Source organism: Nocardiopsis halophila DSM 44494 (assembly GCF_000341245.1).
Taxonomy (GTDB): domain Bacteria; phylum Actinomycetota; class Actinomycetes; order Streptosporangiales; family Streptosporangiaceae; genus Nocardiopsis_A; species Nocardiopsis_A halophila.
This window is the reverse complement of the sequence record NZ_ANAD01000071.1, coordinates 22,683-45,208: the sequence shown is the minus strand read 5'-3', so window position 1 is coordinate 45,208 and position 22,526 is coordinate 22,683. Positions and strand designations below refer to the sequence as shown.

Genomic DNA, 22,526 nt, shown 5'->3' with positions numbered 1-22,526 from the left:
TGTGACGGAGGTCTCCATGTCGGACACCGCCCCCCTCGGCTTCTGGAGAACGGCCCGCGCCCACCCCGACCGCCTCGCCTGCGTCGACCCTGACGGAGCCGAGCACACCGCCGGCGCCCTCCTGGCCCGCGCGAACCGCCTCGTGCAGGCCCTGCGCGCGCTGGGCCTGCGCACCGGCGACGGCATCTGCGGCCTGACCCCCAACGGGTCGGACGGCCTGACCCTCTACCTGGCCGCGCTCCAGGCCGGCCTCTACTACACCCCCGTGAACTGGCACCTGACCGGACCCGAGATCGGCTACATCACCGCCGACAGCGGCGCCAAGGCGTTCTTCGTCCACGAGCGCTTCGCCGCCGAGGGCCCGCGCGGCGCGGAGGAGGCGGCGCTTCCCAAGGAGGCGCGCATCGGCTTCGGCGACGTGCCCGGCTTCGTCCCCTTCGACGCGTTCATCGGCGGCCGCCCCGACCACCTGCCCGAGGGCCGGACCGCGGGCCAGACCATGCACTACACCTCGGGCACCACGGGCCGCCCCAAGGGCGTGCGCCGCGCCCTCAGCGGGCTCGACCCCGACGACGCCGCCGAGCTGGGCACCGCCCTGTTCGGGTTCTTCGGCATCGAGCCCGGCCCCGGCAACGCCCACCTGGTCACCGCACCGACCTACCACACCGCCGTCACCCAGTTCAGCACCACCGCCCTGCACATGGGCCACACCGTGGTGTACATGGACGGCTGGGACGCCGAGGAGTTCCTGCGCCTGGTCGAGCGCCACCGCATCACGAGCACCCACATGGTGCCCACCCACTTCAAGCGCCTGCTCCATCTGCCCGAGCAGGTGCGCGCCCGCTACGACGTGTCCTCCATGCGGTGGCTGGTGCACGGCGCCGCCCCCTGCCCCGAGCAGGTGCGCGAGGCCATGTTCGCCTGGTGGGGCGAGTGCGTCTTCGAGTACTACGCCGCCACCGAGGGCGGCGGCACCGTGCAGCGCCCCGAGGACCGGCACGCCCACCCCGGGTCGGTGGGCCGGCCCTGGCCCATCACCGAGCTGCGCATCGTCGGCGCCGACGGCCGGGCGCTCCCGCCCGGCGAGACCGGCACCGTCTACATGCGGATGCTCGGCCCCGACTTCGAGTACAAGGGCGACCGCCGCAAGACCGACGAGGCCCGCCTCGACGGGTTCTTCACCCTCGGCGACATCGGCCGCCTGGACGAGGACGGCCACCTCTACCTGAGCGACCGCACCAGCGAGGTCATCATCTCCGGCGGCGCCAACATCTACCCCGCCGAGATCGAGAAGGAGCTGCTCACCCACCCCGAGGTCATGGACGCCGCCGTCTTCGGCGTCCCCGACGACGACTGGGGAGAGCAGGTCAAGGCCGTCGTAGAGCCCGCCGAGGGCTCCGAACCGGGCCCCGCCCTCGCCGCGCGCCTCATGGACCACCTGCAGGGCCGCCTCGCGCGCATGAAGCACCCGCGCTCCATCGACTTCATCGCGCAGATGCCCCGCGAGCCCAACGGCAAGCTCCCCAAGCGCCGCCTCAGGGACCCCTACTGGGAGAACCGTGAGAAGAATGCCGACCGACCCTGAACCGACCGGCCCTGCACCGACCGGCCCTGAACCGGCCGCCCCCGGACCGGCGGACCCCGAACCCCTCATCGGCACGCACGGCGTCGCCTTCCCCGGCGGCTACACCCGCAGCACCGGCCCCGTCATCGGCCGCTTCCTCACCGAGCTGCGCGACGGCCGCCTCGTCGGGGTCCGCACCGCCTCCGGACGCGTGCTCGTCCCGCCCACCGAGTACGACCCGCTGGACGGATCCCCGGTCACCGGCGACCACCCCGGGGTCGGACCCGCCGGGACCGTGCAGACCTGGTGCTGGGTGGCCGAGCCCCGCCCCCGCCACCCCTTCGACCGCCCCTTCGCCTGGGCCGCCGTGCTCCTGGACGGGGCCGACACCGCGATGCTGCACGCCCTGGACATGGGGGAGGCGGCGGGCGCGGAACCGCCCCGCGCGCTCCGCGCCGGCCTGCGGGTCCGCCCCCGGCTGCGCCCGGAGGCCGAGCGCACCGGCGCCGTCACCGACATCGCCTGCTTCCGCCCCGAGGTCACCGAGGTCCGCGACACCGGGCGCCTCGACTACACCGTGCGCGCCGACCCCGCCCTGGCCCGCTACCTGGACGCCCAGACCGAGGGGCGCATCCTCGGCAGCCGGGCCCGCAGCGGCGCGGTGTACGTCCCGCCGCGCGAGGTCGACCCCGCCGACGGCACCCCCGTCACCGAGGAGGTGGAGCTGCCGCCCACCGGCACGCTCACCACCTTCTCGGTCAACCACGTGCCCGACCCGCGCGCCCCCGAGGTCCCCTTCGTCACCGGCTACGTCCGCCTCGACGGCGCCGACGTCGACCTGCTGGCCCTGGTCAGCGGCGTCGACCCGGCCCGGGTGCGCCCGGGCATGCGGGTGCGGGCCGAGTGGCTGCCGCCCGAGGAGCGCAGCCGCACGCGCCCGAGCATCCGCTGGTTCGTCCCGGACCCGCCCCCGGACCCGCTCCGGGAGCCGGCCCCGGAACAGGAGGAGCGATGAGCGCCCCCGCCCCGGACGTCGCCGTCGTCGCCTACGCCCGCGACGTGCACCCCGGCGGGACCGGCGCGCCCGAGCCCGCCCTGGTCCACCGGGTGGTGACCGCCGTGCTGGAGCAGGCCGGGACCGACCGCTCCGAGGTCGGCTTCACCGTCTCGGGCAGCCTGGACTACCTCGCCGGCGCCCCCTTCTCCTTCGTCGGCGCGCTCGACGCGCTCGGCGCCTGGCCCCCGATCAGCGAGAGCCACGTCGAGATGGACGCCGCCTGGGCGCTGTACGAGGCCTGGCTACGCCTGCGCCACGGGGACGACGACGGAGGGGGAGGCGGGATCGCCCTGGCCTACGGCTTCGGCAAGGCGACGCAGGGATCGCTGCCCGACATCCTCGCCCGGACCCTGGACCCCTACTACCTGGCGCCGCTGGGCCTGGACGCCGAGGACCTGGCCGCCCTGCAGGCGCGCGCCGTCATCGACGCCGGCCGGGCCGGCGAGGCGGAGCTGGCCCGCATCGCCGAACGGGCGGGCCCGCCGGAGACCGGCGGCCGGGTGCCGCCCCTGCCCCTGCGCCCCGGGCACACCGCCCTGCCCGCCGACGGCGCCGCGGCGGTGCTGCTGGCCACCGGCCCCGCCGCCACCCGGATCGCCCGCGCGCGCGGCGTCCGCCCCGTCTGGATCCGGGGCCTGGAGCACCGCATCGACGTGCACAGCCCCGCCGCCCGCGACCTGTCCCGCTGCGCCTCCGCCGAGCAGGCCGCGGCCGCCGCCGGGGTCGACGAGGGCCCCGTGCACGTCGCCGAACTGCACGCCCGCCACCCGCACGAGGAGGTCCTGCTGCGCGCCGCGCTCGGGCTGGGGGAGGGGACCGGCGTCAACCCCTCCGGCGGCCCCATGGCGGCCGACCCCGTCATGGCCACCGGCCTGATCCGCATCGGTGAGGCCGCGCGCCGCGTCGCCGCCGGCGGCGCCGACCGGGCCGTCGCCCACGCCGCCCAGGGCCCCTGCCTGCAGCACAACCTCGTGGCGGTCCTGGAGGCCGGTCCCGACCCGGAGGAAGGAGGCCCGCGATGAGCCGAGCGGCCGCGGTGGTCGGCGTCGGGCAGACGCACCACCGCAGCAGGCGCACCGACGTGTCCATGCCCGGACTGGTGCGCGAGGCGGCCCTGCGCGCCCTGGAGGACGCCGGGCTCGGCTTCGCCGACATCGACGCGGTGGTGCTGGGCAAGGCCCCCGACCTGTTCGAGGGCGTGGCCATGCCCGACCTGTTCCTCGCCGACGCCCTGGGCGCCCGCGGCAAGCCGCTGCTGCGCGTGCACACCGCCGGGTCGGTGGGCGGGTCCACCGCCATCGTCGCCGCGAGCCACGTGCGCTCCGGCGCCTTCCGCCGGGTGCTCGCCCTGGCCTGGGAGAAGCAGTCGGAGTCCAACGCCACCTGGGCGCTCACCGTCGGCCAGCCCTTCTCCGCCTCGCTGGTGGTGGGCGCCGGCGGCTACTTCGCCCCCTTTATCCGCGCCTACATCGAGCGCTCCGGCGCCCCCGGGCACGTGGGCTGGGCCGTCGCCGCCAAGGACCGCCGCAACGCCCTGGGCAACCCCTACGCCCACCTGCGCATGCCCGGCATCACCCCCGAGGCGGTCGCCGCCAGCCCGATGCTCTGGGAGCCGCTGCGCTACCTGGAGACCTGCCCCTCCTCCGACGGGGCCTGCGCCATGGTCATCGGCGACGCCGGCGCCGCCCGCGCCGCCCCCGGGCCGCCCGCCTGGATCCGCGGGGCGGCGGTGCGCAGCGAGCCCATCGCCTTCGCCGGGCGCGACGCGGTGGACCCCCGGGCCGGGCGCGACTGCGCCGCCGACGTCTACGCCCAGGCCGGGGTGGCCGACCCGCGCCGCGACATCGACACCGCCGAGGTCTACGTCCCCTTCAGCTGGTACGAGCCGATGTGGCTGGAGAACCTGGGCTTCGCCGAGCCGGGCCGGGGCTGGCGGCTGACCGAGGAGGGCGCCACCGCCCCGGACGGCGACACCCCCTGGAACCGCTCCGGCGGGGTGCTGTCCACCAACCCCATCGGCGCCTCCGGGCTGATCCGCTTCGCCGAGGCCGCCCAGCAGGTGCGCGGCCGCGCCGAGGGCCACCAGGTGGAGGGCGCCCGCACCGCCCTCGGCCACGCCTACGGGGCCGGCGCGCAGTTCTTCGCCATGTGGATCGTCGGATCGGAGGGCCCCTGATGGAGTTCAACCTCGCCGACCTGTTCGAGGCCGTCGCCGCCCGGGTCCCCGACCGCACCGCGCTGGTCTGCGGGGACGAGCGCCGCAGCTACGCCGAGCTGGACGCGCGCGCGGGGCGGCTGGCCCGCCACCTGGCCGCGAACGGGGTGCGCCCCGGCGACCGGGTCGCCCAGTACCTCTACAACGGCCCGCACTACATCGAGGCGCTGCTGGCGGCCCTGAAGATCCGGGCCGTGCCGGTCAACGTCAACTACCGCTACGTCGCCGGCGAGCTGCGCTCGCTGCTGGCCGACGCCGACCCCGCCGCCCTGGTGCACGACGCCGCCTTCGACGCCCGGGCGGCCGAGGCCGCCCCGGCCGCCCCGTCGCTGCGCTGCACCGTGCGGGCGCCCGACGGCTACGAGGCGCTCCTGGACGCCGCTCCGGACGGGCCCCCGTTCCCCGCCCGCTCGGGCGACGACCTCTACATCATCTACACCGGCGGCACCACCGGCATGCCCAAGGGCGTCATGTGGCGCCAGGAGGACCTGTTCTTCGCCGGGCACGGCGGCGGGAACCCCGGAGGAGAGCCCGCGGCGGCCCCCGGGGACGTGGCGGACCGGGCGGCGGCCACCGAGGGCGTGGTGATGATGCCGGCCGCGCCCCTGATGCACGGCGCCGCGCAGCTGGCCTCCTTCATCACCTTCTGGGCCGGGGGCACCCTGGTCCTGGTCCCCTCCTTCGACGCCGCCGAGGTGCTGCGCGCGGTCGAGCGGGAGCGGGTGATGACGATCAGCATCGTCGGCGACGCCATGGCCGCACCCCTGGCCGAGGAGGTCGAGCGCGGGGGCCGCGACCTCTCCTCGCTGCTCGTCGTCAGCTCCACCGGAGCGATCCTCTCCGGATCGGTGCGGGCGCGGCTGCACAAGGCCCTGCCCGACCGCATGATCATGGACAACTACGGCTCCACCGAGACCGGCCTGGTCGCCTGGGGCGTGCCCGGCTCCACCCCCGAGACCGGGCTGCGCTACCGGTTCGAGGACGAGCGCATCACCGTCCTCGACGCCGGCCTGCGCCCCGTGGAACCGGGGTCGGGCGAGGTGGGCACGGTGGCGCGCTCGGGCCGCGTCCCGCTGGGCTACTTCAACGACCCCGACAAGACCGCCGCCGTGTTCGTCGAGGTCGACGGCGTCCGCCACACCCTCACCGGCGACATGGCCACCGTGGAGGCCGACGGCACCGTGGTGCTCCGCGGCCGCGGGTCGGTCTGCATCAACACCGGCGGGGAGAAGGTCTACCCCGAAGAGGTCGAGGCCGTCCTCAAGGGCGCCCCCGGCGTCGGCGACGCGGTCGTCGTCGGCCTGCCCGACGCGCGCTTCGGCGAGCGCGTGGCCGCCGTGGTCTCGGCCCCCGAGGGGGGACACGCCCCCGCCCCCGAGCTCCTGGACGCCCACGTCCGCGCCCGCCTGGCCGGCTACAAGGCGCCCCGCCTGTACCGGGTCGTCCCGCGGGTGCAGCGCTCGCCGAGCGGCAAGGCCGACTACCGCTGGGCGCGCGCGACGGCCGCCGAAGGCCGCGGTCCCGCCCCGCACCAGTCGCGAGAGGACGCACCGCCATGACCGCACCGCCCCCGCGCCCCGTCCCCGACGGGTTCGACTTCACCGACCCCGACCTGATCGCCGCCCGCGTGCCGCACGAGGAGTTCGCCGGGCTGCGCCGCACCCGGCCGGTGTACTGGAACCCCCAGCCCCCCGGGCACGGCTTCGACGACGGCGGCCTGTGGATCCTCAGCCGCCACGAGGACGTGCGCACCGCCTCGGTGGACTCCCGGCTCTTCTCCACCAACGCCAACACCGCCATCGTCCGCTACTTCGAGGGCATCGACCCCGACGCGATGGACGTCCAGCGGCGCCACCTGCTCATCAACACCGACCCGCCCGAGCACACCAAGCTCCGCAAGATCGTGCAGCGCGGGTTCACCCCGCGCGCGATCGGGCGGATGGCCGACGCCCTCAAGGAGCGCGCCGACCGCATCGTCGCCCGCGCGGCCGGCAAGGGCGTCGGCGACTTCGTCGCCGACGTCGCCATGGAGCTGCCCCTGCAGGCCATCGCCGACCTGCTCGGCGTGCCCCAGCAGGACCGGGGGCGGCTGTTCGCCTGGTCCAACGGGATGCTCGGCTACGACGAGCCCGAGTACGCCCTCGACCCGGCGGTGGCCTCGGCCGAGATCCTGGCCTACGCCATGGCGATGGCCGCCGAGCGGCGCGAGGAGCCGCGCGGCGACATCGTCTCGGCGCTGGTCCAGGCCGACGTGGACGGGCGCGGGCTCGACGACGACGAGTTCGGGTTCTTCGTCATCCTGCTCGCCGTCGCCGGCAACGAGACCACCCGCAACGCCATCACCCACGGCATGCTCGCCTTCCTGGACCACCCCGGGCAGTGGGAGCGGTTCTGCACCGAGCGCCCGGCCACCGCCGCCGACGAGATCGTGCGCTGGGCCACCCCGGTGATCGCCTTCCAGCGCACCGCCACCGCCGACACCGCGATCGGCGGGACGCCGATCGCGCGGGGGAGCCGGGTGGGGCTCTACTACAGCTCGGCCAACTTCGACGAGGAGGTCTTCACCGACCCGTTCTCCTTCGACATCGGCCGCGACCCCAACCCCCACCTGGGGTTCGGCGGCACCGGGGCGCACTACTGCCTGGGCGCCAACCTGGCGCGGATGGAGATCGACCTGATCTTCAACGCGATCGCCGACCGGATGCCCGGCCTGCGCGCCGAGGGCCCGCCCGAGCGGTTCCGCTCGGCCTGGATCAACGGTGTCAAGCGGCTTCCGGTGCGCTACCGCTGAGCGGGCGCCGCGGCCGGGCTCAGGCGATCCAGTGCAGGTAGCCCAGGAAGCAGCCGACCCCGACCAGGACCATGCCGACCAGGGCGAACATGATGTGCACCCAGTTGCTCAGCCACGGTGCGTCGACGATGCGCGCGACCTCGGGGCGGTTGGGGTGGTAAGTGACCGTCACCGCGTCGCCGTGCTTGGAGGCGGTCCACCCCGTGCTCTCGTGCTGGGCGTGGACCTCCTCGCCCAGGTGCGTGGTGAACCGGACGATCATCCGGGCGGTGGTGTTGGACTCGGCGTATCCGACGATCTCGCCTTCGGCCCGCAGGCCGTTGCGCAGCAGCAGCCCGGTCCACAGGGCGTGGCGGAAGTAGGCGTAGAGCACCCCGACGCCGGCGGCGATCGGCAGGAGAGGATAGAAGTCGGCCACGGCGGATCTGCTCCACAGGGTCAGGCGATACCGCTGCACAGGCTAGAACACCCGGTGGGCCGCGGGTAGGTGCCCTGCCGCACTCTGACGCTGCGTGCGCGCCGGGCCACGCGTCCGGGGCCCATGACAGGTGCCCCATGACGCCTCGGGCGCTCCGCCCTCCTCCTGGACGAGCAGGGGACCGCCTTTCGTCGTAGACGGGGATACGCTCCCGGGGCGATGCGGCCCGGCCGGCGGCGCCGATAGCGTCGGGAGCAGCCGGCGGCGGGGAATACGGGGCCGCGCCGTCAGGCCGCACGGGGCCCGGCCGGGCGCGTTCGGGCCCGTACGGCGGGGGCCGGAGTCCGTGGTGGGACCCGGCCCCTCACCGTTCAGATCTCCAGCGCCGGGTGCAGCCGGGACATGCTCCACACCCGCTTGCCGGCCACCGCCGCCCACCCCAGCAGCAGCCCGCCGAGGGTGGAGGCGCCCAGCACCAGGCACGCGTGCAGCACCGTCTGCGGGTCCCCGCCGCTGATCAGGTGGCGGCTCGCGGTCACCGCCCAGTACATCGGCATGTACGGGGCGATCGCCTGCAGGAGCCCCGGGCTGGTCTGCAGCGGGTAGGTGCCTCCGGCCGAGACGATCTGCACGATCAGCAGCACCAGCACGATCACCTTGCCCGGCGCCCCGAACTGGACGTCCACCCAGTGCACGATCGAGGTGTAGGCGGCGGCGACCAGCACCAGGAAGCCGATCAGCCCCGGCCAGTCCACCGCGTCCAGCCCCAGCAGCAGGTGCAGGGCGCCGACCATGACCACCGCCTGCGCCGCGCCCAGCGCCAGTCCGGGCAGCCACCCGGCCACCGCCACCCGCCAGGAGGGGGCGGTGGAGGCCAGCGCCCGGCCCGAGGCGGTCGGCAGCACCATGTACACCACCATGGCGCCCACCCACAGCGACAGCCCCAGGAAGAACGGGGCGAACCCGGTCCCGTAGTCGGCGACGGGGTTGGAGGTGGTGGAGTCCAGCCGGGTGGGCGAGCTCATCATCGCGTCGCGGGCCTGGCGGGAGTCCTCGTCGAAGGTGGGGATCTGCTCCGCCCCGTCCTGGAGGCCCCCGGCCAGCTCGTCCGAGCCGTCCTCCAGGTCGCCCAGCCCGTCGTCCAGGTCGCCGGCGCCGATGCGCAGCTCGGTGACGCCCTCGTCCAGCGTCCCCGCCCCGCCCGCGAGTTCGCCCAGGCCCGCGTCCAGTTCGTCGGCGCCCTCCCGCAGGTCGCCCAGGCCGCCGGAGAGGTCGTCGGCCCCGTCCTCCAGGTCGCCCAGCCCGTCGTCCAGGTCGCCCGCGCCGTCCTCGGCGGTGGCCAGTCCGTCGCGCAGCCCGCGTGCCCCGGAGGCCAGCTCCTCCAGCCCGGAGGCGAGCTCGTCGACCTGGTTCCGGGCGTCCTCGGCGTCGTCGGCCAGGTGCGGGGCCTCGTTCTGGAGCTCCCGGGCCAGGTCCCGCACGTCGCGCGCGTCCGAGGCGACGGCGTCGATGCGGTCCCGGTGCTCCTCCACGTACCGGTCCGCCTTCAGCGCGAGGTCGATCGCCTCCTTGAGGGTCTCCCGGACCTCCGGCGGGATGTCGGGGTGCAGCGCCGGGTCGTCCAGCTCCTCCTCGAAGGCGTTGAGCCGCGCGGTGTCCTTGTGGCAGATCTCCGGCCACTCGTCCAGGGCGGCCGCGAGCGCGTCGGCGGCGTCGGCGACGTCCCCCGCGCCCTCCTCGATCTCGGGGGAGTGCTCCTTGACGAGCGGGATCCACTCGTCGGCGAGCGCATCGACCTCCTCGGCCTTGGCGTTGACCCTCTCCGAGGCCGAGCCGGCGCCCTCGGCCAGCTCCGCCGCCCCCGAGTGCAGCTCGCCCAGCCCGGACTCCAGTTCGGAGGCGCCGTCGTGGGCGGTGGAGGCGCCCTGGGCCAGGTCCTGGGCGCCCTCCTCGGCGGTGGCCGCGCCGTCGGCGAGGTCGCCCGCCCCCTCCTCCGCGGAGGCGGCGCCGTCGGCGAGGTCCCCGGCCCCGTCCTCGGCGTCGGTCAGCCCGTCGTAGAGGCGGCCGGAGCCGTCCTTGGCCTCCGAGGCGCCGCCGGCCAGCTCGCCGGCCCCGTCGGCGGCCTCCTCGGTGCGGGAGTGGATCTCGTTGAAGCCGACGAACATCGTGTCCAGGTACCGGGAGATCGCGGTGGCGTCGACCGCCTTCTCGATCTCGGTGAGCCCCATCGACAGCAGTTCCGAGGCGATGTAGTTGGTCGCGTCGTTGTAGTGGACCTCCAGCCGCGCGCGCGTGGGGTCGGACCCGGTGTCGGCGGGGGAGGCCAGGTCGGCGCTGAAGTCCTCGGGGATGGTGACCGAGGCGTAGTAGCGCCCGTCGGCGACCCCGGAGGCGGCGTCGTCGGCGTCGGTCACCCGCCAGGCGAGGTCGCCGCGCTCGACCAGCTCCTCGGTCAGGTCGTCCCCGGCGGTGACGGTCTCGCCGTCCGCGGTCGCCGGCTCGTCCTCGTTGACCAGCGCCACCGGCAGGTTGCTCAGCTTGCCGAAGGGGTCCCAGAACGCCCACAGGTACATGCCGGTGTACAGCAGCGGCACGATCGTCAGGGCGCACAGCGCGGCGATGGTCAGCGGGTGGCGCAGGAAGGAGCGGGCCGAGAGCCATCCCAGGCGCAGGGTGGGCAGGAAGCGCATCTTCGGGGCCTTCATCCGGCCTCCTTGCGCCCGAACAGCTCGGACAGGCGCACCGAGCGCCGGCGGCCGCCCTCGCCCCCGTCGCCGTCGCGGGAACCGGAGCCGGGGTCCGTGCCGCGCGCGGCCCGCTCCAGGCGGACCACCGCGGTGTCCCCGTCGGCCTCGGCGGCGTCGCCGCAGGCGGCGACGACGGTCAGCCCGGAGTCGGCCAGGGCGCGGAGCGTCCCCCAGAACGCGCGCCGGTGCTCCTCGCCCAGGCCCTCGTCGGCGTCGTCCACCAGCAGCAGGCGCGGCTCCTCCAGCAGCGCCAGGGCCACCCCCAGCCTCCGGCGCTCCAGCGCCGTCAGGTCCTTGGCCAGCGTCCGGGTGTCCAGCCCGTCCAGGCCGGCCTCCTTCAGCGCCGGGTCGACCGCCGAGCGGGGGGCGGGCCGGAACCGCAGCAGCATCCGCTCGGTCAGGTGCTCGGCGACCCGCAGCCGCTCGTCCAGGTCGTTGACGCCCGCGGAGAGCCCGAGGGCGGTGATGGCGCGCACCCGGCGGGCGCGCCGGGGCAGCTCGTGCCCGTCCACCACCAGCCGCCCGCCGGAGGGCCGCATCCGCCCGGCCAGGGTGAGCAGGAGCGCGGTGCGCCCGCTCCCGGCGTCCCCGGCGACGGCGGTCAGCGACCCCGGTGCGGCCCGCAGGGCGACCCCGGAGTAGACCGGGCCCTCCCCGGTGCGCAGCTCCAGTTCCTCGGCCTCGACCCGGGCCCCCGTCGCACGGCGCATCCGCCCCCCCTCGGCTCGCCTCCTGGTCACGAGCGTGCGGGGTCCGGCGGCGGCGGGGCAACGCGCCACGCTCGGACTTGGCGATACCGGGACGAAGCCCGAACCAACGGGCGGAAGCGGGGGCGCCGTCAGGGGCGGCCCTCGGCCTCCAGGATGTCGTCGATCAGCCGCATCAGCACGGCGTGGACCTCCTCCAGCGGGCGCTCGGGGGCGAGCGTGCGCCACTCCAGGGCGGCGGTGAGCGCCATCCCGAACAGCGCCGACCCGGCCACCGCGGTGTCCAGTCCGGGGCGCATCCCCTCTTCGGCCGCCAGCGCGTCCAGCAGCCCGCTGAACACGTCGATGGCCTGGCGGCGGATGCGCAGCGCCGTGGCCTCCCAGGCCTGGTGGGTGCGCCAGGACTCCGACAGCAGCAGCCGGGCCAGGTCCTCGTACTCGGCGATGAACTGCAGCTCGGCGCGGACCAGCCCGGAGAGCGCCGCACGGGGCGGACCGGAGGCGCCCTCGCGGAGCATGGCCGCGAACCGGTCCACGCCCCACTCCATGAAGGCGGTGAACAGCTCGGCCTTGCCGCCGAAGTTGTAGTAGACGGTGCCCTTGGCCAGGCCGGCGCGTTCGGCGATCTGGTCCACGGTCACGGCGTCCAGGCCGTTCGCGGAGACCTCCTCCAGGGTGGCCTGGAAGAGGCGCTGCCGGGTGGCCTCGCGTCGCGCGCTCACGGGTCGCTCCTGCGTACGGGGGATGGTCGCACCTGCCATTATCCCGCCTTTCCGGCCCGGGGGCGCCGCGCGGGCGCCCCCGGGCCCAGCTCACAGCTTCAGCGCCGGGTGCAGGGCGCTCATCGTCCACATCCGCTTGCGCGCCACGGCCAGCCAGGTCAGCAGTCCGAAGACCACCGTGTAGGCGGCCAGCACCCCGCAGGCCTGGAGCACCACGGTGGTGTCCCCGCCGCTGATCAGCACCCGCAGCGAGGAGACCACCCAGCTCATCGGCAGGTACGGCGAGATCGCCTGGAAGAACCCGTCGCTGGTCTCGATCGGGTAGGTGCCCCCGGCGGAGGTGAGCTGCAGCATCAGCAGCACCAGGGCCAGGATGCGCCCGGCCGAGCCGAAGCGGGCGTTGGCCCACTGCACCACCGCGGTGTAGGCGGCCACGGTCAGCAGCAGCAGCCCGGTGGTGGCCGCCCAGCGCTCGGCCTCCAGGCCCAGCGAAAGGTGCAGCACGGTCAGGCTGATGGCGACCTGGACGGCGCCGATGGCCGCGGCCGGGACCCACCCGGCCAGGGCGATCCGCCACGACGGGGCGGCCGAGGCCAGCGCGCGCGAGGACATCGGCGCCAGCACCATGTAGATCATCATGGCGCCCACCCACAGCGACAGCGGGATGAAGAACGGGGCGAACCCGGTGCCGTACTGCGGGGCCTCGTTGTCGACGGCCGAGGAGAGCCGGACCGGCTCGCTCATCATGTCGCCGCGGGCGTCGCGCTCGTCGGAGCCGAAGGTGGGGATCTGGTCGACGCCCTCCTCCAGGCCGCCGGCCAGCTCGTTCGAGCCGTCCTTGAGCTCGCCCAGGCCCGAGCCCAGCTGCCCGGCCCCGTCGTTGAGCTCGCCGATGCCGCTGTCCAGGGAGCCGGCGCCCTCGTCCAGCTCCTCGGCGCCGCCGGAGGCGTCCTCGAGGCCGTCGCGCAGGGTCCGGCTGCCCTCGGCCAGCTCGCCCAGGCCCTCGTCCAGCTCGTTGAGCTTGTCCTGCGCGTCCTCGGCCTCGTCGGCGAGGCCGGGGACGGTGTCGGCGACGGTCCCGGCGATGTCGGCGACCTTGTCGGCCTTGTTCTTGACGGTGGTGATGCGGTCCCAGTTGTCGGCGATGAAGTCGGCGTAGTCCGCGCCGGAGGACAGGCGGTCCTGGGCCTTGGTGAACAGGCGGTAGGCGGCGGGGTCGGTGGTCTCCATGTCCGGGTTCGCTTCGAGGTGGTCGCCGATCTCCTCGGAGAGGGCGCGCGCGTCCTCGGCGTCCTGGCGCACCTGGGTCGGTTCCGCCGGGAGCTTGCCCAGCGCCTCGGACAGAGCGTCGGCGGCCGTCTCGGCCTCCTCGGCGACGGTGGTGATCTCCTCTTCGTTCTCCCGCAGCACCGGGACGGCCTTGTCGGCCTTGGGGTTGAGCTCGTCGGCGGCGCTGGAGACCTTGCCGGAGGCCTCCTCCAGCCCCGCCGTCAGGGTCTTGGATCCGTCGTAGAGCCGGTCGATGCCCGAGCTGAGCTCCCCGGTGCCCGTGGAGAGCTGCGAGGAGCCGTCCTTGGCGTCGTCGAGCCCGTCGTCCAGCCGGTCCGCGCCGTCCTTGGCGTCGGCGGTGCCGTCGGCGACCTTGCCGGCGCCGTCGGCCGCCTCCTCGGTGGCCTCGTGCACGTCGTTGAACCCGACGAACATCTTGTCCAGGTAGTCCGCCACCGCGGTGCTCGCGGCGGCCGACCGCACCTCCTTGAACGCCGAGGTGAGCAGCTGGCGCACGGTGAAGCCGTTGGCGTCGTTGAAGTCGGCCTCCAGCATGGCCGGCACCGGGTCGGCGCCGTCCTCGTCGGGGGAGGCCAGGCGCTCGCTGAAGTCCTCGGGGATGGTCAGCGACACGTAGTAGCGGCCCTGGGCGACGCCGGAGGCGGCCTCGTCGGCCTCGACGAGGCGCCAGTCGAGGTCGCCGCCCTCCAGCAGCTCGTCGGCGATCTCGTCGCCGGCGCTGAGCTCCTCCCCGCCGACCTCGACCGGGCGGTCCTCGTTGACCAGGGCGACCGGCAGGTTGTCCATCCGGTCGAAGGGGTCCCAGAACGACCACAGGTACAGGCCGGAGTAGAGCAGCGGGATGATGGTCAGCGCGATGATCGCGGCGGTCGTCAGCCGCGCCCGGAAGAACGACCGGACGGACAGGCCGCCCAGGCGGAGCGAGGGAAGGGCCCGGGGCCTCCGGAGCTTCACGCGTTCTCCTTCTCGGAACGGTTCGGGGTGGCGGTCGGTGCGGGGGACTCGGCCGGGGACTCGGGGGACTCGGAGGGGGAGTCGGCCGGGGAGTCGGCGGGCGCGCGGCCGGCGTGGTGGCGCCCCTCCGGGGGCGGGCCCTGTCCGCCGATCTCGACCACCTCGGCGATCCCGCGGGCCGCCTCGGCGTCGGCGCAGGCGGCGATGACGGTCGGCCCGGTGTCGGCGACGGTGCGCAGCCGCTTGAAGAACGCGCGCTGCTGCTCGGGGCCCAGACCGGTGTCGGCGTTGTCCACCAGGACCAGGCGGGGCTCGTCCAGCAGCGCCAGCGCCACCCCCAGGCGGCGCTTGTCGGCCATGCTCAGCTCGCCCACCAGGCACCGGGTGTCCAGGCCGTCCAGCCCGGCGGCGGCCAGGGCGGGGCCGGTGATCGAGCGCGGGGCCGGGCGCAGGCGCATGAGCATCCGCTCGCGCAGGTGCTCCTCGACCCGCAGCCGCTCGTCCAGGTCGTTGACGCCCTCGCAGAGCGCCAGGGCGGCCGTGCCGCGCACCCGGCGGGCGGCGCGCGGCAGCTCGTGGCCGTCGACGGCCAGCGTGCCGGAGGTGGGGCGCATCCGCCCGGCCAGGGTGAGCAGCAGGGAGGTGCGCCCTCCGCCGGAGTCGGCCCGCAGCACGGTCAGCGATCCGGGGGCGGCGTCCAGCCCCACCCCCGCGTAGACGGTCCCCTGGCCGGTCCGCAGTCCCAGGTCCTCGGCCCTGACCCGCGCCCCCGTCGCCGTGCGCATGCGCTCGTCCTCCGCTCGCTCGTGCTCGCCCGCATCTTTTGAACTGACCAGTCAGTACAAAAGTACGCCAGGAGTGGAGCGCGTGCGGCCCTGTGCGGCACTGTGCGGCGGTGGGATCGGTCACGGGGTGGCGGCGCCGGTTCCCCGAAATGCGGCCGAATCGGGCCATCGGGGACATCTTGACCAGAGGTGGGGGAGGCGGCGTAGCGTTCGGGCGACCCCGATGGGAGGACCCATGACCCCGAGCAGGCCCCCGAGGCTGGACGCGCCCGCGACCCGGCGCGCCGTGAAGGCGGTGTCCCGGATCAACGCGGTCCTCTACCGCGCCACCGACGGGCGCCTGGGCGGGCGCCTGCCCGCGAACCGGGACCGCCCGCACGGGGTCCCGGTCTGCCTGCTGACCACCCGGGGGCGCAAGACCGGGCGGCTGCGCACCGCGCCGCTGCTCTACCTGGGCCTGGAGGACGGCTCGGTGGCGGTCGTGGCCTCCCAGGGCGGCATGGACCGCCACCCGATGTGGTACCGCAACCTCCTCCAGGAGCCGCGTGCGGTGCTGCAGACCGGCGCCGACCTGAGCCTGCGGCGGGCCCGCACCGCCGGGCCCGAGGAGCGGGAGCGGCTGTGGCCCCGGCTCGTCGCGCTCTATCCCCGGTACGCCGACTACCAGTCGTGGACCGAGCGCGAGATCCCCGTCGTGCTGCTGGAGGAGCCCGGCCGGGCCTGAGGGCCCCGGACATGCGGCGGGCCCCGGCGGGAGCGTTCTCCCGCCGGGGCCCGCGACGGGGGAGGCCCCCGCCGGACGGCCGCTACCAGCTGGTCGGCACCGGCTTGCCCTCGGTGAACCCGGCGGTGCTCTGCAGGCCGATGGTGGCGCGCTCGGCGAACTCCTGGAGGTTCGACGCGCCGGCGTAGGTCATCGAGCTGCGCACCCCGGCGACGATCTCGTCGATCAGGTCCTCCACGCTGGGGCGCTCGGGGTCCAGGTACATCCGGCCCGAGGAGATGCCCTCCTCGAACAGCGCCTTGCGCGCCCGCTCGAAGGCCGAGTCCTCGGCGGTGCGCAGCCGCACCGCCCGCGCCGAGGCCATGCCGAAGCTCTCCTTGTACATCCGGCCCTGGGCGTCGCGCAGCACGTCGCCGGGCGACTCGAAGGTGCCGGCGAACCAGGAGCCGATCATCACGTTGGAGGCGCCCGCGGCCAGCGCCAGCGCCACGTCGCGCGGGTGGCGCACGCCGCCGTCGGCCCACACGTGGGCCCCGAGCTCGCGGGCGGCCTGTGCGCACTCCAGCACCGCGGAGAACTGCGGCCGGCCCACGGCGGTCATCATCCGGGTGGTGCACATGGCGCCCGGCCCCACGCCGACCTTGACGATGTCGGCGCCGGCCTCGACCAGGTCGCGGGTGCCCTCGGCGGTCACCACGTTGCCGGCCACCAGCGGCACCCGCGGGTCCAGCCCGCGCACCTTGCGCAGCGCGCTCAGCATCTTCTCCTGGTGGCCGTGGGCGGTGTCGATGACCAGGGTGTCCACCCCGGCCTCCAGCAGCTCCGCGGCGCGCCCGGCCACGTCGCCGTTGATGCCCACCGCGGCCGCGATGCGCAGGTCGCCGTCGTGGTCCACGGCCGGGGAGTACAGGGTCGCCCGCAGCGCGCCGGTGCGGGTGAGCACGCCCACCAGCGCCCCGTCGGCGTCGACCACCGGCGCCAGCCGGTGCCGGAAGTCGTGCAGCGTCTGGAAGGCCTCCTTGGGCTCGGTGCCCTCGGCGACGGTGAGCACATCGCCCGACATCACCTCGCGCAGCTGGGTGAAGCGGTCCTGGCCCACGCAGTCGGCGTCGGTCACCACGCCCAGCGGGCGGCGCTCGCCGTCGATGACGATGACGGCGTTGTGCGCCCGCTTGGGCAGCAGGTTGAGCGCGTCGCCGATGGTGTCGGTCGGCCCCAGGGTGAGCGGGGTGTCGTGGACCAGGTTGCGGCGCTTGGTCCAGGTGATCACGTCGGTCACCACGTCGATGGGGATGTCCTGCGGGATGACGGTGATGCCGCCGCGCCGGGCCACCGTCTCGGCCATCCGCCGCCCGGCCACCGCGGTCATGTTCGCGACTACGATGGGGATCGTCGTCCCCGTCCCGTCGCCGGTCGACAGGTCCACGCCCAGGCGCGAGCCCACCGCGGACCGCCGGGGGACCATGAACACGTCGCTGTAGGTCAGGTCATGCTGGGGGACCTGGTCGTTCAGAAAGCGCACGCCACTACCTCGGTCGATGCCGTCCGGGCCGGCCGGTCGGGTCAGTGCCCGGCCGAAGCCCGTTCTTACTTGTCAATTATGACCGCGCCGATTGGAATACCCGACATCCCGTCTGGGATGATCTTCCGGTCCCGACCATCCTCCCCTCCCGCAGGCGCCCTCCTGGAGACGATCCTCCCCGCGGACGCACCGCCCGCCGGAGCCGACACGCGGCGCCGGGGGAGGCCCGCAGGAGAAGAGATGACGACCTTTACCCTCGCCGACGTCCGCGAGCGGACCTATAAGAGCCGCGACGCATGGTGGACCGTCTTCCTGGTGGATCCGCTCGCCTCCCGCCTGGTGGTGTGGACCGCCAACCGCACGAACACCACCCCCAACCAGATCACCTTCGGCGCGGGGGTGCTGGGGCTGGGGTCGGCGGTGGCGTTCGCCCTGGGCACCTGGCCGTGGCTGGTTCTGGGCGCGGTGCTGTTCCACCTGAGCTTCGTGCTCGACTGCATGGACGGCAAGATCGCCCGGCTCAAGGGCAACGGGTCGGTCTTCGGCGCCTGGGTCGACTTCGTCTTCGACCGGATCCGCTTCTTCGGCTGCATGATGGCTCTGCTCGTCGGCCAGTGGGCGGCCACCGGGGAGGCGGTCTACCTGCTGCTGGCGCCGGTGGCGGTCTTCGTGGACCTGCTGCGCTACCTCAACGGCGCCCAGGTCGCCAAGACCCGCCAGGCCATGCGGGACAAGCTGCGCGAGGCCGCCGCGGGGCGGGACGTGGACGCCGGCGTGGCCGACCCGGAGAGCACCGAGACCACCGCCGGCCGGGTCCCCGAGGCCGAGGGCGAGGAGAGCGGCGAGCGCGTGGTGTTCATGGAGGAGGCGCTGCGCGAGGACCCCTCGCTCGACCGCGAGCAGGTCTACGCCCGGGCCAAGGCCGAGGGCGCCCGGGTGGTCGACGTGCACGCCGGGTTCAGCGAGCGGATGGGCTGGTACGAGCGGCTGCGGCGGTGGCTGCTGCGCAGCCGGGTGCGGCCGCACCTGTTCAGCGGCATCGAGTTCGAGATGTTCGTGTGCGTGGTCGCGCCGCTGACCGCGGTGCTCTCGGCGGTGTGGCCGGGCACCACGCTCGTCGTCGCGGTCACCGTGCTCTCCTGCGCGGCGCTGCTGGCCTTCGAGCTGGCCATCGTCGCCAAGCTGTGGCTGGCCACCCGCGACTTCGGCAAGGAGCTGGAGCGGCTGCGCCGGGACCACGGAGGGAACCGGGGCTGAGCCGCTGCGCACACCGCCCGCACGGCGCGGAGAGGAACGCGGGGAAGAAGAGGGGCGGGGCCGCACGGCCCCGCCCCTCTTCGACGCCCTTCGCCGACGGTTCCCTCCCCCGGTTCGCGCCGCCTCCGCCGCGGCCTCAGCGCCGGCCGGGGAGCCGGAGGTCGGGGAGCCGGAGGGACGGGGCGGGCCGGAGGTCGCGGTCGCGCCGCAGGATCCAGTCCAGCTTCGGCTCGACCAGCCAGTGCGTCCCGGCCCGCACCCACGCCGACATCAGCAGGAAGGTCAGGCCCACGCCCAGGACGCCGGTGACCGCGAACGCGCCGATGTCGCCCAGGGTCCCCAGGGCCCACTCGTACCAGCCGAACTGCTCGGCGATCCGGATGACCAGGCCGTGCAGCAGGAAGGCGTACATGGTCAGGGCGCCGTAGCGGGTGAACCACGTCTTGGCGCGCGGGGTCAGCGAGAGCACCGCCACCGTCAGTGAGAACGCCAGCAGCATGAACAGGATCCGGCCCGGGATGCCCACCGGGAGGATGTCCATGTCCCGGTCGGCCAGGCTCTCCCGCCAGTAGATCCACTCGCGGCTGAGCTGCTCCAGGTACAGGTAGGACATGGCGGCGGTGACCACCAGGACCCCCACCGACCAGGCGCGCACCCAGCCCGACTTGAGCAGGTCCAGGTGGCGCTGCTCCATCAGCAGCCCGGCCACGAAGAACGGCAGCAGGCTGACGATGCGCGACATCCCCAGGACGTCGCCGGTGGCGACCAGCCCCCCGGCCAGCGAGACCGCCACCGCCACCGCCAGGGGGAAGCGGATCCGCTTCCACAGCGGCACCGTCAGGCGCCACACGAACAGCGCCGCCAGGAACCAGGTCAGCCAGAGCGGCTCCAGCGGACCGTCGGGCAGGTTGCGGTCCACCGACAGCGACTGCAGCGCGTAGACGCCCCAGAAGATCAGGTAGGGCGCGGCGATCGTGGTGAGCAGCTTGTCGATGCGCCGCCCCGAGCCGTCCTGGGACTTCGACAGGTATCCGCTGATCAGAACGAACGCGGGCATGTGGAAGAGGTAGACCCAGAAGTAGACCGCCTCGGCGATGCGCGACTCGGTCGTCGGCTCGATCGCGTGCCCGGCCACGACCAGCACGATCAGCAGGAATTTGGCGTTGTCGAGCAGGGCGTCGCGCCCGGCCCGCGGCGGGCGCGCGGGCGCGGCGGCCTCCGCGCCGGGGGCGCGGTCCGGGGCGGGGGGCTCGTCGGGCAGGCGGGTCGTCGAGGCCACGGGGTCTCCGGGTCACCTTCTCGGGGCAGGGACGTCGTCGCAACGGCCGGCCGCGGACGCGGCGCGGCGCCGCCCGGGGGCGGCGAAGCTGGGAATCCTGAGAGAATTCCAGGCGGGCACCCTACCCGTACACAGGGCGAAGGGCGGTGCCCAAGGGTGGTCGGCCGAACGCAGGGGAGAGTAATTCCAGCTCGCGGCTTTCCGCAAGAGTCCCGCGGGGACGGGGCGGGCGTGCGTCCGGATAACGTGACGATAACATCCGCCGGGTCCGCCCGCAGCCGTTCCTGAGTGGTCTCTCAAATTTCCCATCGGGCGCACAGCTGAGCAGGGGGCCGGGCGGGCGGGGGCCGCGGGAGCCCACCCCCCGTTTGAGTTCGCCCAGGGCGGGCGAGAGAATCGGCGGGCGGGCGAGGTGCCGGTGACCTGTGCCGTCCACCGCCGGTCCGCGCATCACGGAGAACGGAAGGCGGTGGAGTACGTGCCGCACGCTGTCGAACCCACCCGCGCCGCCGAGCACGGCGGCGCCGTCATGAGCCTCGTCGACGAGGTGTTCCCCCCGGTCGAGGGGTTCTACGTCGACCTGCACAAGAACCCCGAGCTCTCGCACCAGGAGCACCGCACGGCCAGCGCGGTCGCCGAGTGGCTGCGCACCTCCGGGTTCGAGGTGCACACCGGTGTCGGCGGGACGGGCGTGGTCGGCCTGCTGCGCAACGGCGACGGTCCCACCGTCATGCTGCGCGCCGACATGGACGCCCTGCCGGTGGAGGAGAAGACCGGCCTGCCCTACGCCAGCACCGCCCGGGGCACCGACCCCGAGGGCGACGACGTGCCGGTGATGCACGCCTGCGGGCACGACGTGCACACCGCCTGCCTGGTCGGCGCCGCCGACCTGCTGGCCCAGGCGCGGGACCGCTGGCAGGGCACGCTGATGGTGGTCGCCCAGCCGGCCGAGGAGACCATCGACGGGGCGCTGGGCATGCTCCGCGACGGGCTCTACACCCGCTTCGGCCGCCCCGACGTGGTGCTCGGCCAGCACGTGGGACCCCAGCCCGCCGGGCTCGTCACCCACCGGCCCGGGGTGATCCTGGCGGCCGGCGCGGTGCTGCGGGTGCGCGTGCACGGGGTCGGCGGGCACGCCTCCCGGCCGCACACCACCGTCGACCCGGTGGTCATCGCCGCCAACATCGTCACCCGGCTGCAGACCGTGGTCGCCCGCGAGGTCAGCCCCGGCGAGATGGCCGTGGCCACCGTCGGCGTACTGCGCGCGGGGAGCAAGGCCAACATCATCCCCGACGAGGCCTACCTGGAGATCAACACCCGGGCGCTGAACGCGGCCGTCGCCGACCAGCTGCACGAGGCGATCCGGCGCATCGTCAAGGCCGAGGCGGCCGCCTCCGGCGCGCCGCGCGAGCCCGAGGTGGACATCGTCCAGCGGGCGGGGACCACCGAGAACGACCCCGGGAGCACCGGCGAGGTGATGGCCGCCCACCGGGCCTACTTCGGCGACGACTACGTCATCGAGATGCCCGAGCCGTTCACCGGCAGCGAGGACGTGGGCGAGTTCGGCCTTCCGGGCGACCCCCGGCCGGTGCCGTACGTGTACTGGTTCATCGGCGGCACGCCGCACGACGTGTGGCAGCAGGCCCCGGGGGAGACCCCCTACGAGAAGCTCTCGGGGGTGCCCAGCAACCACTCCCCGTACTTCGCGCCCGACCGCGAGCCCACCCTGCGCGCGGGGCTGGCCTCGCTCACCGTGGCCGCGCTGACCTACCTGGGCACCGGGACCGACGCCCCCGCGGCGGCGACCGGGGCGCAGGCGCCGCTGCACGCGCCCGCTCCGCCCATGCCGCCCACGGAGGGCCTGCCCGGCTACGACGCCCCGCCCGAGGCCGCGGAGGCCCCGGTCTCCACCCGGCAGGCCGACATGGACGCGCTGCTCGCCATGGGGGAGCCGGGGCCGGCCGAGCCCGCCCCCGGCGGGCAGGAGCCGTGGGACCTGGGAGCGGACCCCGCCGCGCCCGAGGCCCCTCCGCTGCAGGGGGGACCCGGCGGCCACATCGGCGACGGCGCCCCTTTCCAGGAGCCGGACCCGTTCGCGGCCCCGCCGCCCGCGCCGCAGGCGCCCGAGCCCTACCCGGCCGACCCCTACGCCTCCGAGCCGTTCGGGGCGCCGCCGCAGGCCCCGCCGCCCCCGCAGGGCCCGCCGATCGCCGCGCCGCCGCCCTCCGGCCCGCCCGTGTCGGCACCGCCGCCGAGCGGGGCCCCCTTCGGCGACGCACCGCCGCCGCAGGGCGAGCCGTACCCGGACCGGTTCGACCAGGACCGGTTCGACCGCGACCGGCAGGGCGATGACGGCCGCGACGGCCACGACGGCTATGAGGACCCGCCGCAGCGCTTCTAGCGCCCGGCCCCGGCCCGCCCGCGCACCGGCACGGGCGGGCCGGACCGCCGTCCCTCCAGACCCGCGTATCCCCCTCTATCCGCGCGGCCACAG

17 protein-coding genes are annotated in these 22,526 nt (G+C 74.9%); 9 read left to right on the top strand and 8 right to left on the bottom strand.

The window, feature by feature from the left end; genetic code table 11:
- Positions 1-16 precede the first annotated feature (16 nt).
- From D450_RS0109360 to D450_RS0109335, 6 genes are read left to right on the top strand one after another with little or no spacing between them, the layout of a single operon-like run.
- On the top strand, positions 17-1,585 hold the full coding sequence (locus D450_RS0109360) for an acyl-CoA synthetase (protein WP_193789656.1): 1,569 nt from the start codon (positions 17-19) through the stop codon (positions 1,583-1,585).
- The gene (locus D450_RS0109355) at positions 1,569-2,579 is read left to right on the top strand and encodes a Zn-ribbon domain-containing OB-fold protein (protein WP_017538405.1); all 1,011 of its coding nucleotides are present in this window, start codon (positions 1,569-1,571) and stop codon (positions 2,577-2,579) included. The genes D450_RS0109360 and D450_RS0109355 overlap by 17 nt, the downstream gene beginning before the upstream one ends.
- On the top strand, positions 2,576-3,643 hold the full coding sequence (locus D450_RS0109350; RefSeq protein ID WP_017538404.1) for a hypothetical protein: 1,068 nt from the start codon (positions 2,576-2,578) through the stop codon (positions 3,641-3,643). Before D450_RS0109355 ends, D450_RS0109350 begins: the two co-directional genes overlap by 4 nt.
- On the top strand, positions 3,640-4,797 hold the full coding sequence (locus D450_RS0109345; RefSeq protein WP_017538403.1) for a thiolase domain-containing protein: 1,158 nt from the start codon (positions 3,640-3,642) through the stop codon (positions 4,795-4,797). Before D450_RS0109350 ends, D450_RS0109345 begins: the two co-directional genes overlap by 4 nt.
- Positions 4,797-6,395: an acyl-CoA synthetase gene (locus D450_RS0109340; protein WP_017538402.1), complete on the top strand. Its 1,599-nt coding sequence runs from the start codon at positions 4,797-4,799 to the stop codon at positions 6,393-6,395. Before D450_RS0109345 ends, D450_RS0109340 begins: the two co-directional genes overlap by 1 nt.
- Complete coding sequence (locus tag D450_RS0109335; RefSeq protein WP_017538401.1) at positions 6,392-7,627, top strand: cytochrome P450; 1,236 nt, start codon at positions 6,392-6,394, stop codon at positions 7,625-7,627. Before D450_RS0109340 ends, D450_RS0109335 begins: the two co-directional genes overlap by 4 nt.
- Positions 7,628-7,646: 19 nt before the next feature.
- Here the strand turns inward: D450_RS0109335 and D450_RS0109330 are convergent, their stop codons facing one another.
- The 6 genes from D450_RS0109330 to D450_RS0109305 all read right to left on the bottom strand — a co-directional run bounded on the left by D450_RS0109330 (position 7,647) and on the right by D450_RS0109305 (position 15,250).
- Positions 7,647-8,045, bottom strand: coding sequence for a DUF3592 domain-containing protein (locus tag D450_RS0109330; protein WP_017538400.1), 399 nt, complete (start codon positions 8,043-8,045; stop codon positions 7,647-7,649).
- 371 nt (positions 8,046-8,416) lie between these two features.
- Entirely contained in the window at positions 8,417-10,750 is a 2,334-nt protein-coding gene (locus D450_RS0109325) for a YhgE/Pip domain-containing protein (RefSeq protein ID WP_017538399.1), read from the bottom strand.
- Entirely contained in the window at positions 10,747-11,502 is a 756-nt protein-coding gene (locus tag D450_RS0109320; protein WP_017538398.1) for an ABC transporter ATP-binding protein, read from the bottom strand. Before D450_RS0109320 ends, D450_RS0109325 begins: the two co-directional genes overlap by 4 nt.
- Positions 11,503-11,630: 128 nt before the next feature.
- A complete protein-coding gene (locus D450_RS0109315) occupies positions 11,631-12,221 on the bottom strand; it encodes a TetR/AcrR family transcriptional regulator (protein WP_017538397.1) in 591 nt (196 codons plus the stop codon).
- A gap of 90 nt (positions 12,222-12,311) precedes the next feature.
- Positions 12,312-14,465, bottom strand: coding sequence for a YhgE/Pip domain-containing protein (locus D450_RS0109310; protein ID WP_017538396.1), 2,154 nt, complete (start codon positions 14,463-14,465; stop codon positions 12,312-12,314).
- Complete coding sequence (locus D450_RS0109305; protein WP_017538395.1) at positions 14,462-15,250, bottom strand: ABC transporter ATP-binding protein; 789 nt, start codon at positions 15,248-15,250, stop codon at positions 14,462-14,464. Before D450_RS0109305 ends, D450_RS0109310 begins: the two co-directional genes overlap by 4 nt.
- Positions 15,251-15,485: 235 nt before the next feature.
- Between D450_RS0109305 and D450_RS0109300 the strand changes: the two genes are divergently transcribed.
- On the top strand, positions 15,486-15,974 hold the full coding sequence (locus D450_RS0109300) for a nitroreductase family deazaflavin-dependent oxidoreductase (RefSeq protein ID WP_017538394.1): 489 nt from the start codon (positions 15,486-15,488) through the stop codon (positions 15,972-15,974).
- Between the two features lie 82 nt (positions 15,975-16,056).
- Here D450_RS0109300 and D450_RS0109295 read toward each other — a convergent pair whose 3' ends face one another.
- Complete coding sequence (locus D450_RS0109295; protein ID WP_017538393.1) at positions 16,057-17,496, bottom strand: GuaB1 family IMP dehydrogenase-related protein; 1,440 nt, start codon at positions 17,494-17,496, stop codon at positions 16,057-16,059.
- A gap of 240 nt (positions 17,497-17,736) precedes the next feature.
- On the opposite strand from D450_RS0109295, the gene D450_RS0109290 reads away from it, so the two are divergent.
- Positions 17,737-18,753, top strand: coding sequence for a CDP-alcohol phosphatidyltransferase family protein (locus D450_RS0109290; protein ID WP_017538392.1), 1,017 nt, complete (start codon positions 17,737-17,739; stop codon positions 18,751-18,753).
- Between the two features lie 136 nt (positions 18,754-18,889).
- On the opposite strand, the gene D450_RS0109285 is transcribed toward D450_RS0109290, so the two are convergent.
- Positions 18,890-20,032 (bottom strand): acyltransferase family protein, encoded by a 1,143-nt coding sequence (locus D450_RS0109285; protein ID WP_017538391.1) that lies wholly within the window; start codon positions 20,030-20,032, stop codon positions 18,890-18,892.
- A 469-nt stretch (positions 20,033-20,501) separates the two neighbouring features.
- On the opposite strand from D450_RS0109285, the gene D450_RS0109280 reads away from it, so the two are divergent.
- The gene (locus tag D450_RS0109280) at positions 20,502-22,433 is read left to right on the top strand and encodes an amidohydrolase (RefSeq protein ID WP_017538390.1); all 1,932 of its coding nucleotides are present in this window, start codon (positions 20,502-20,504) and stop codon (positions 22,431-22,433) included.
- The last annotated feature ends 93 nt before the right edge of the window (positions 22,434-22,526 follow it).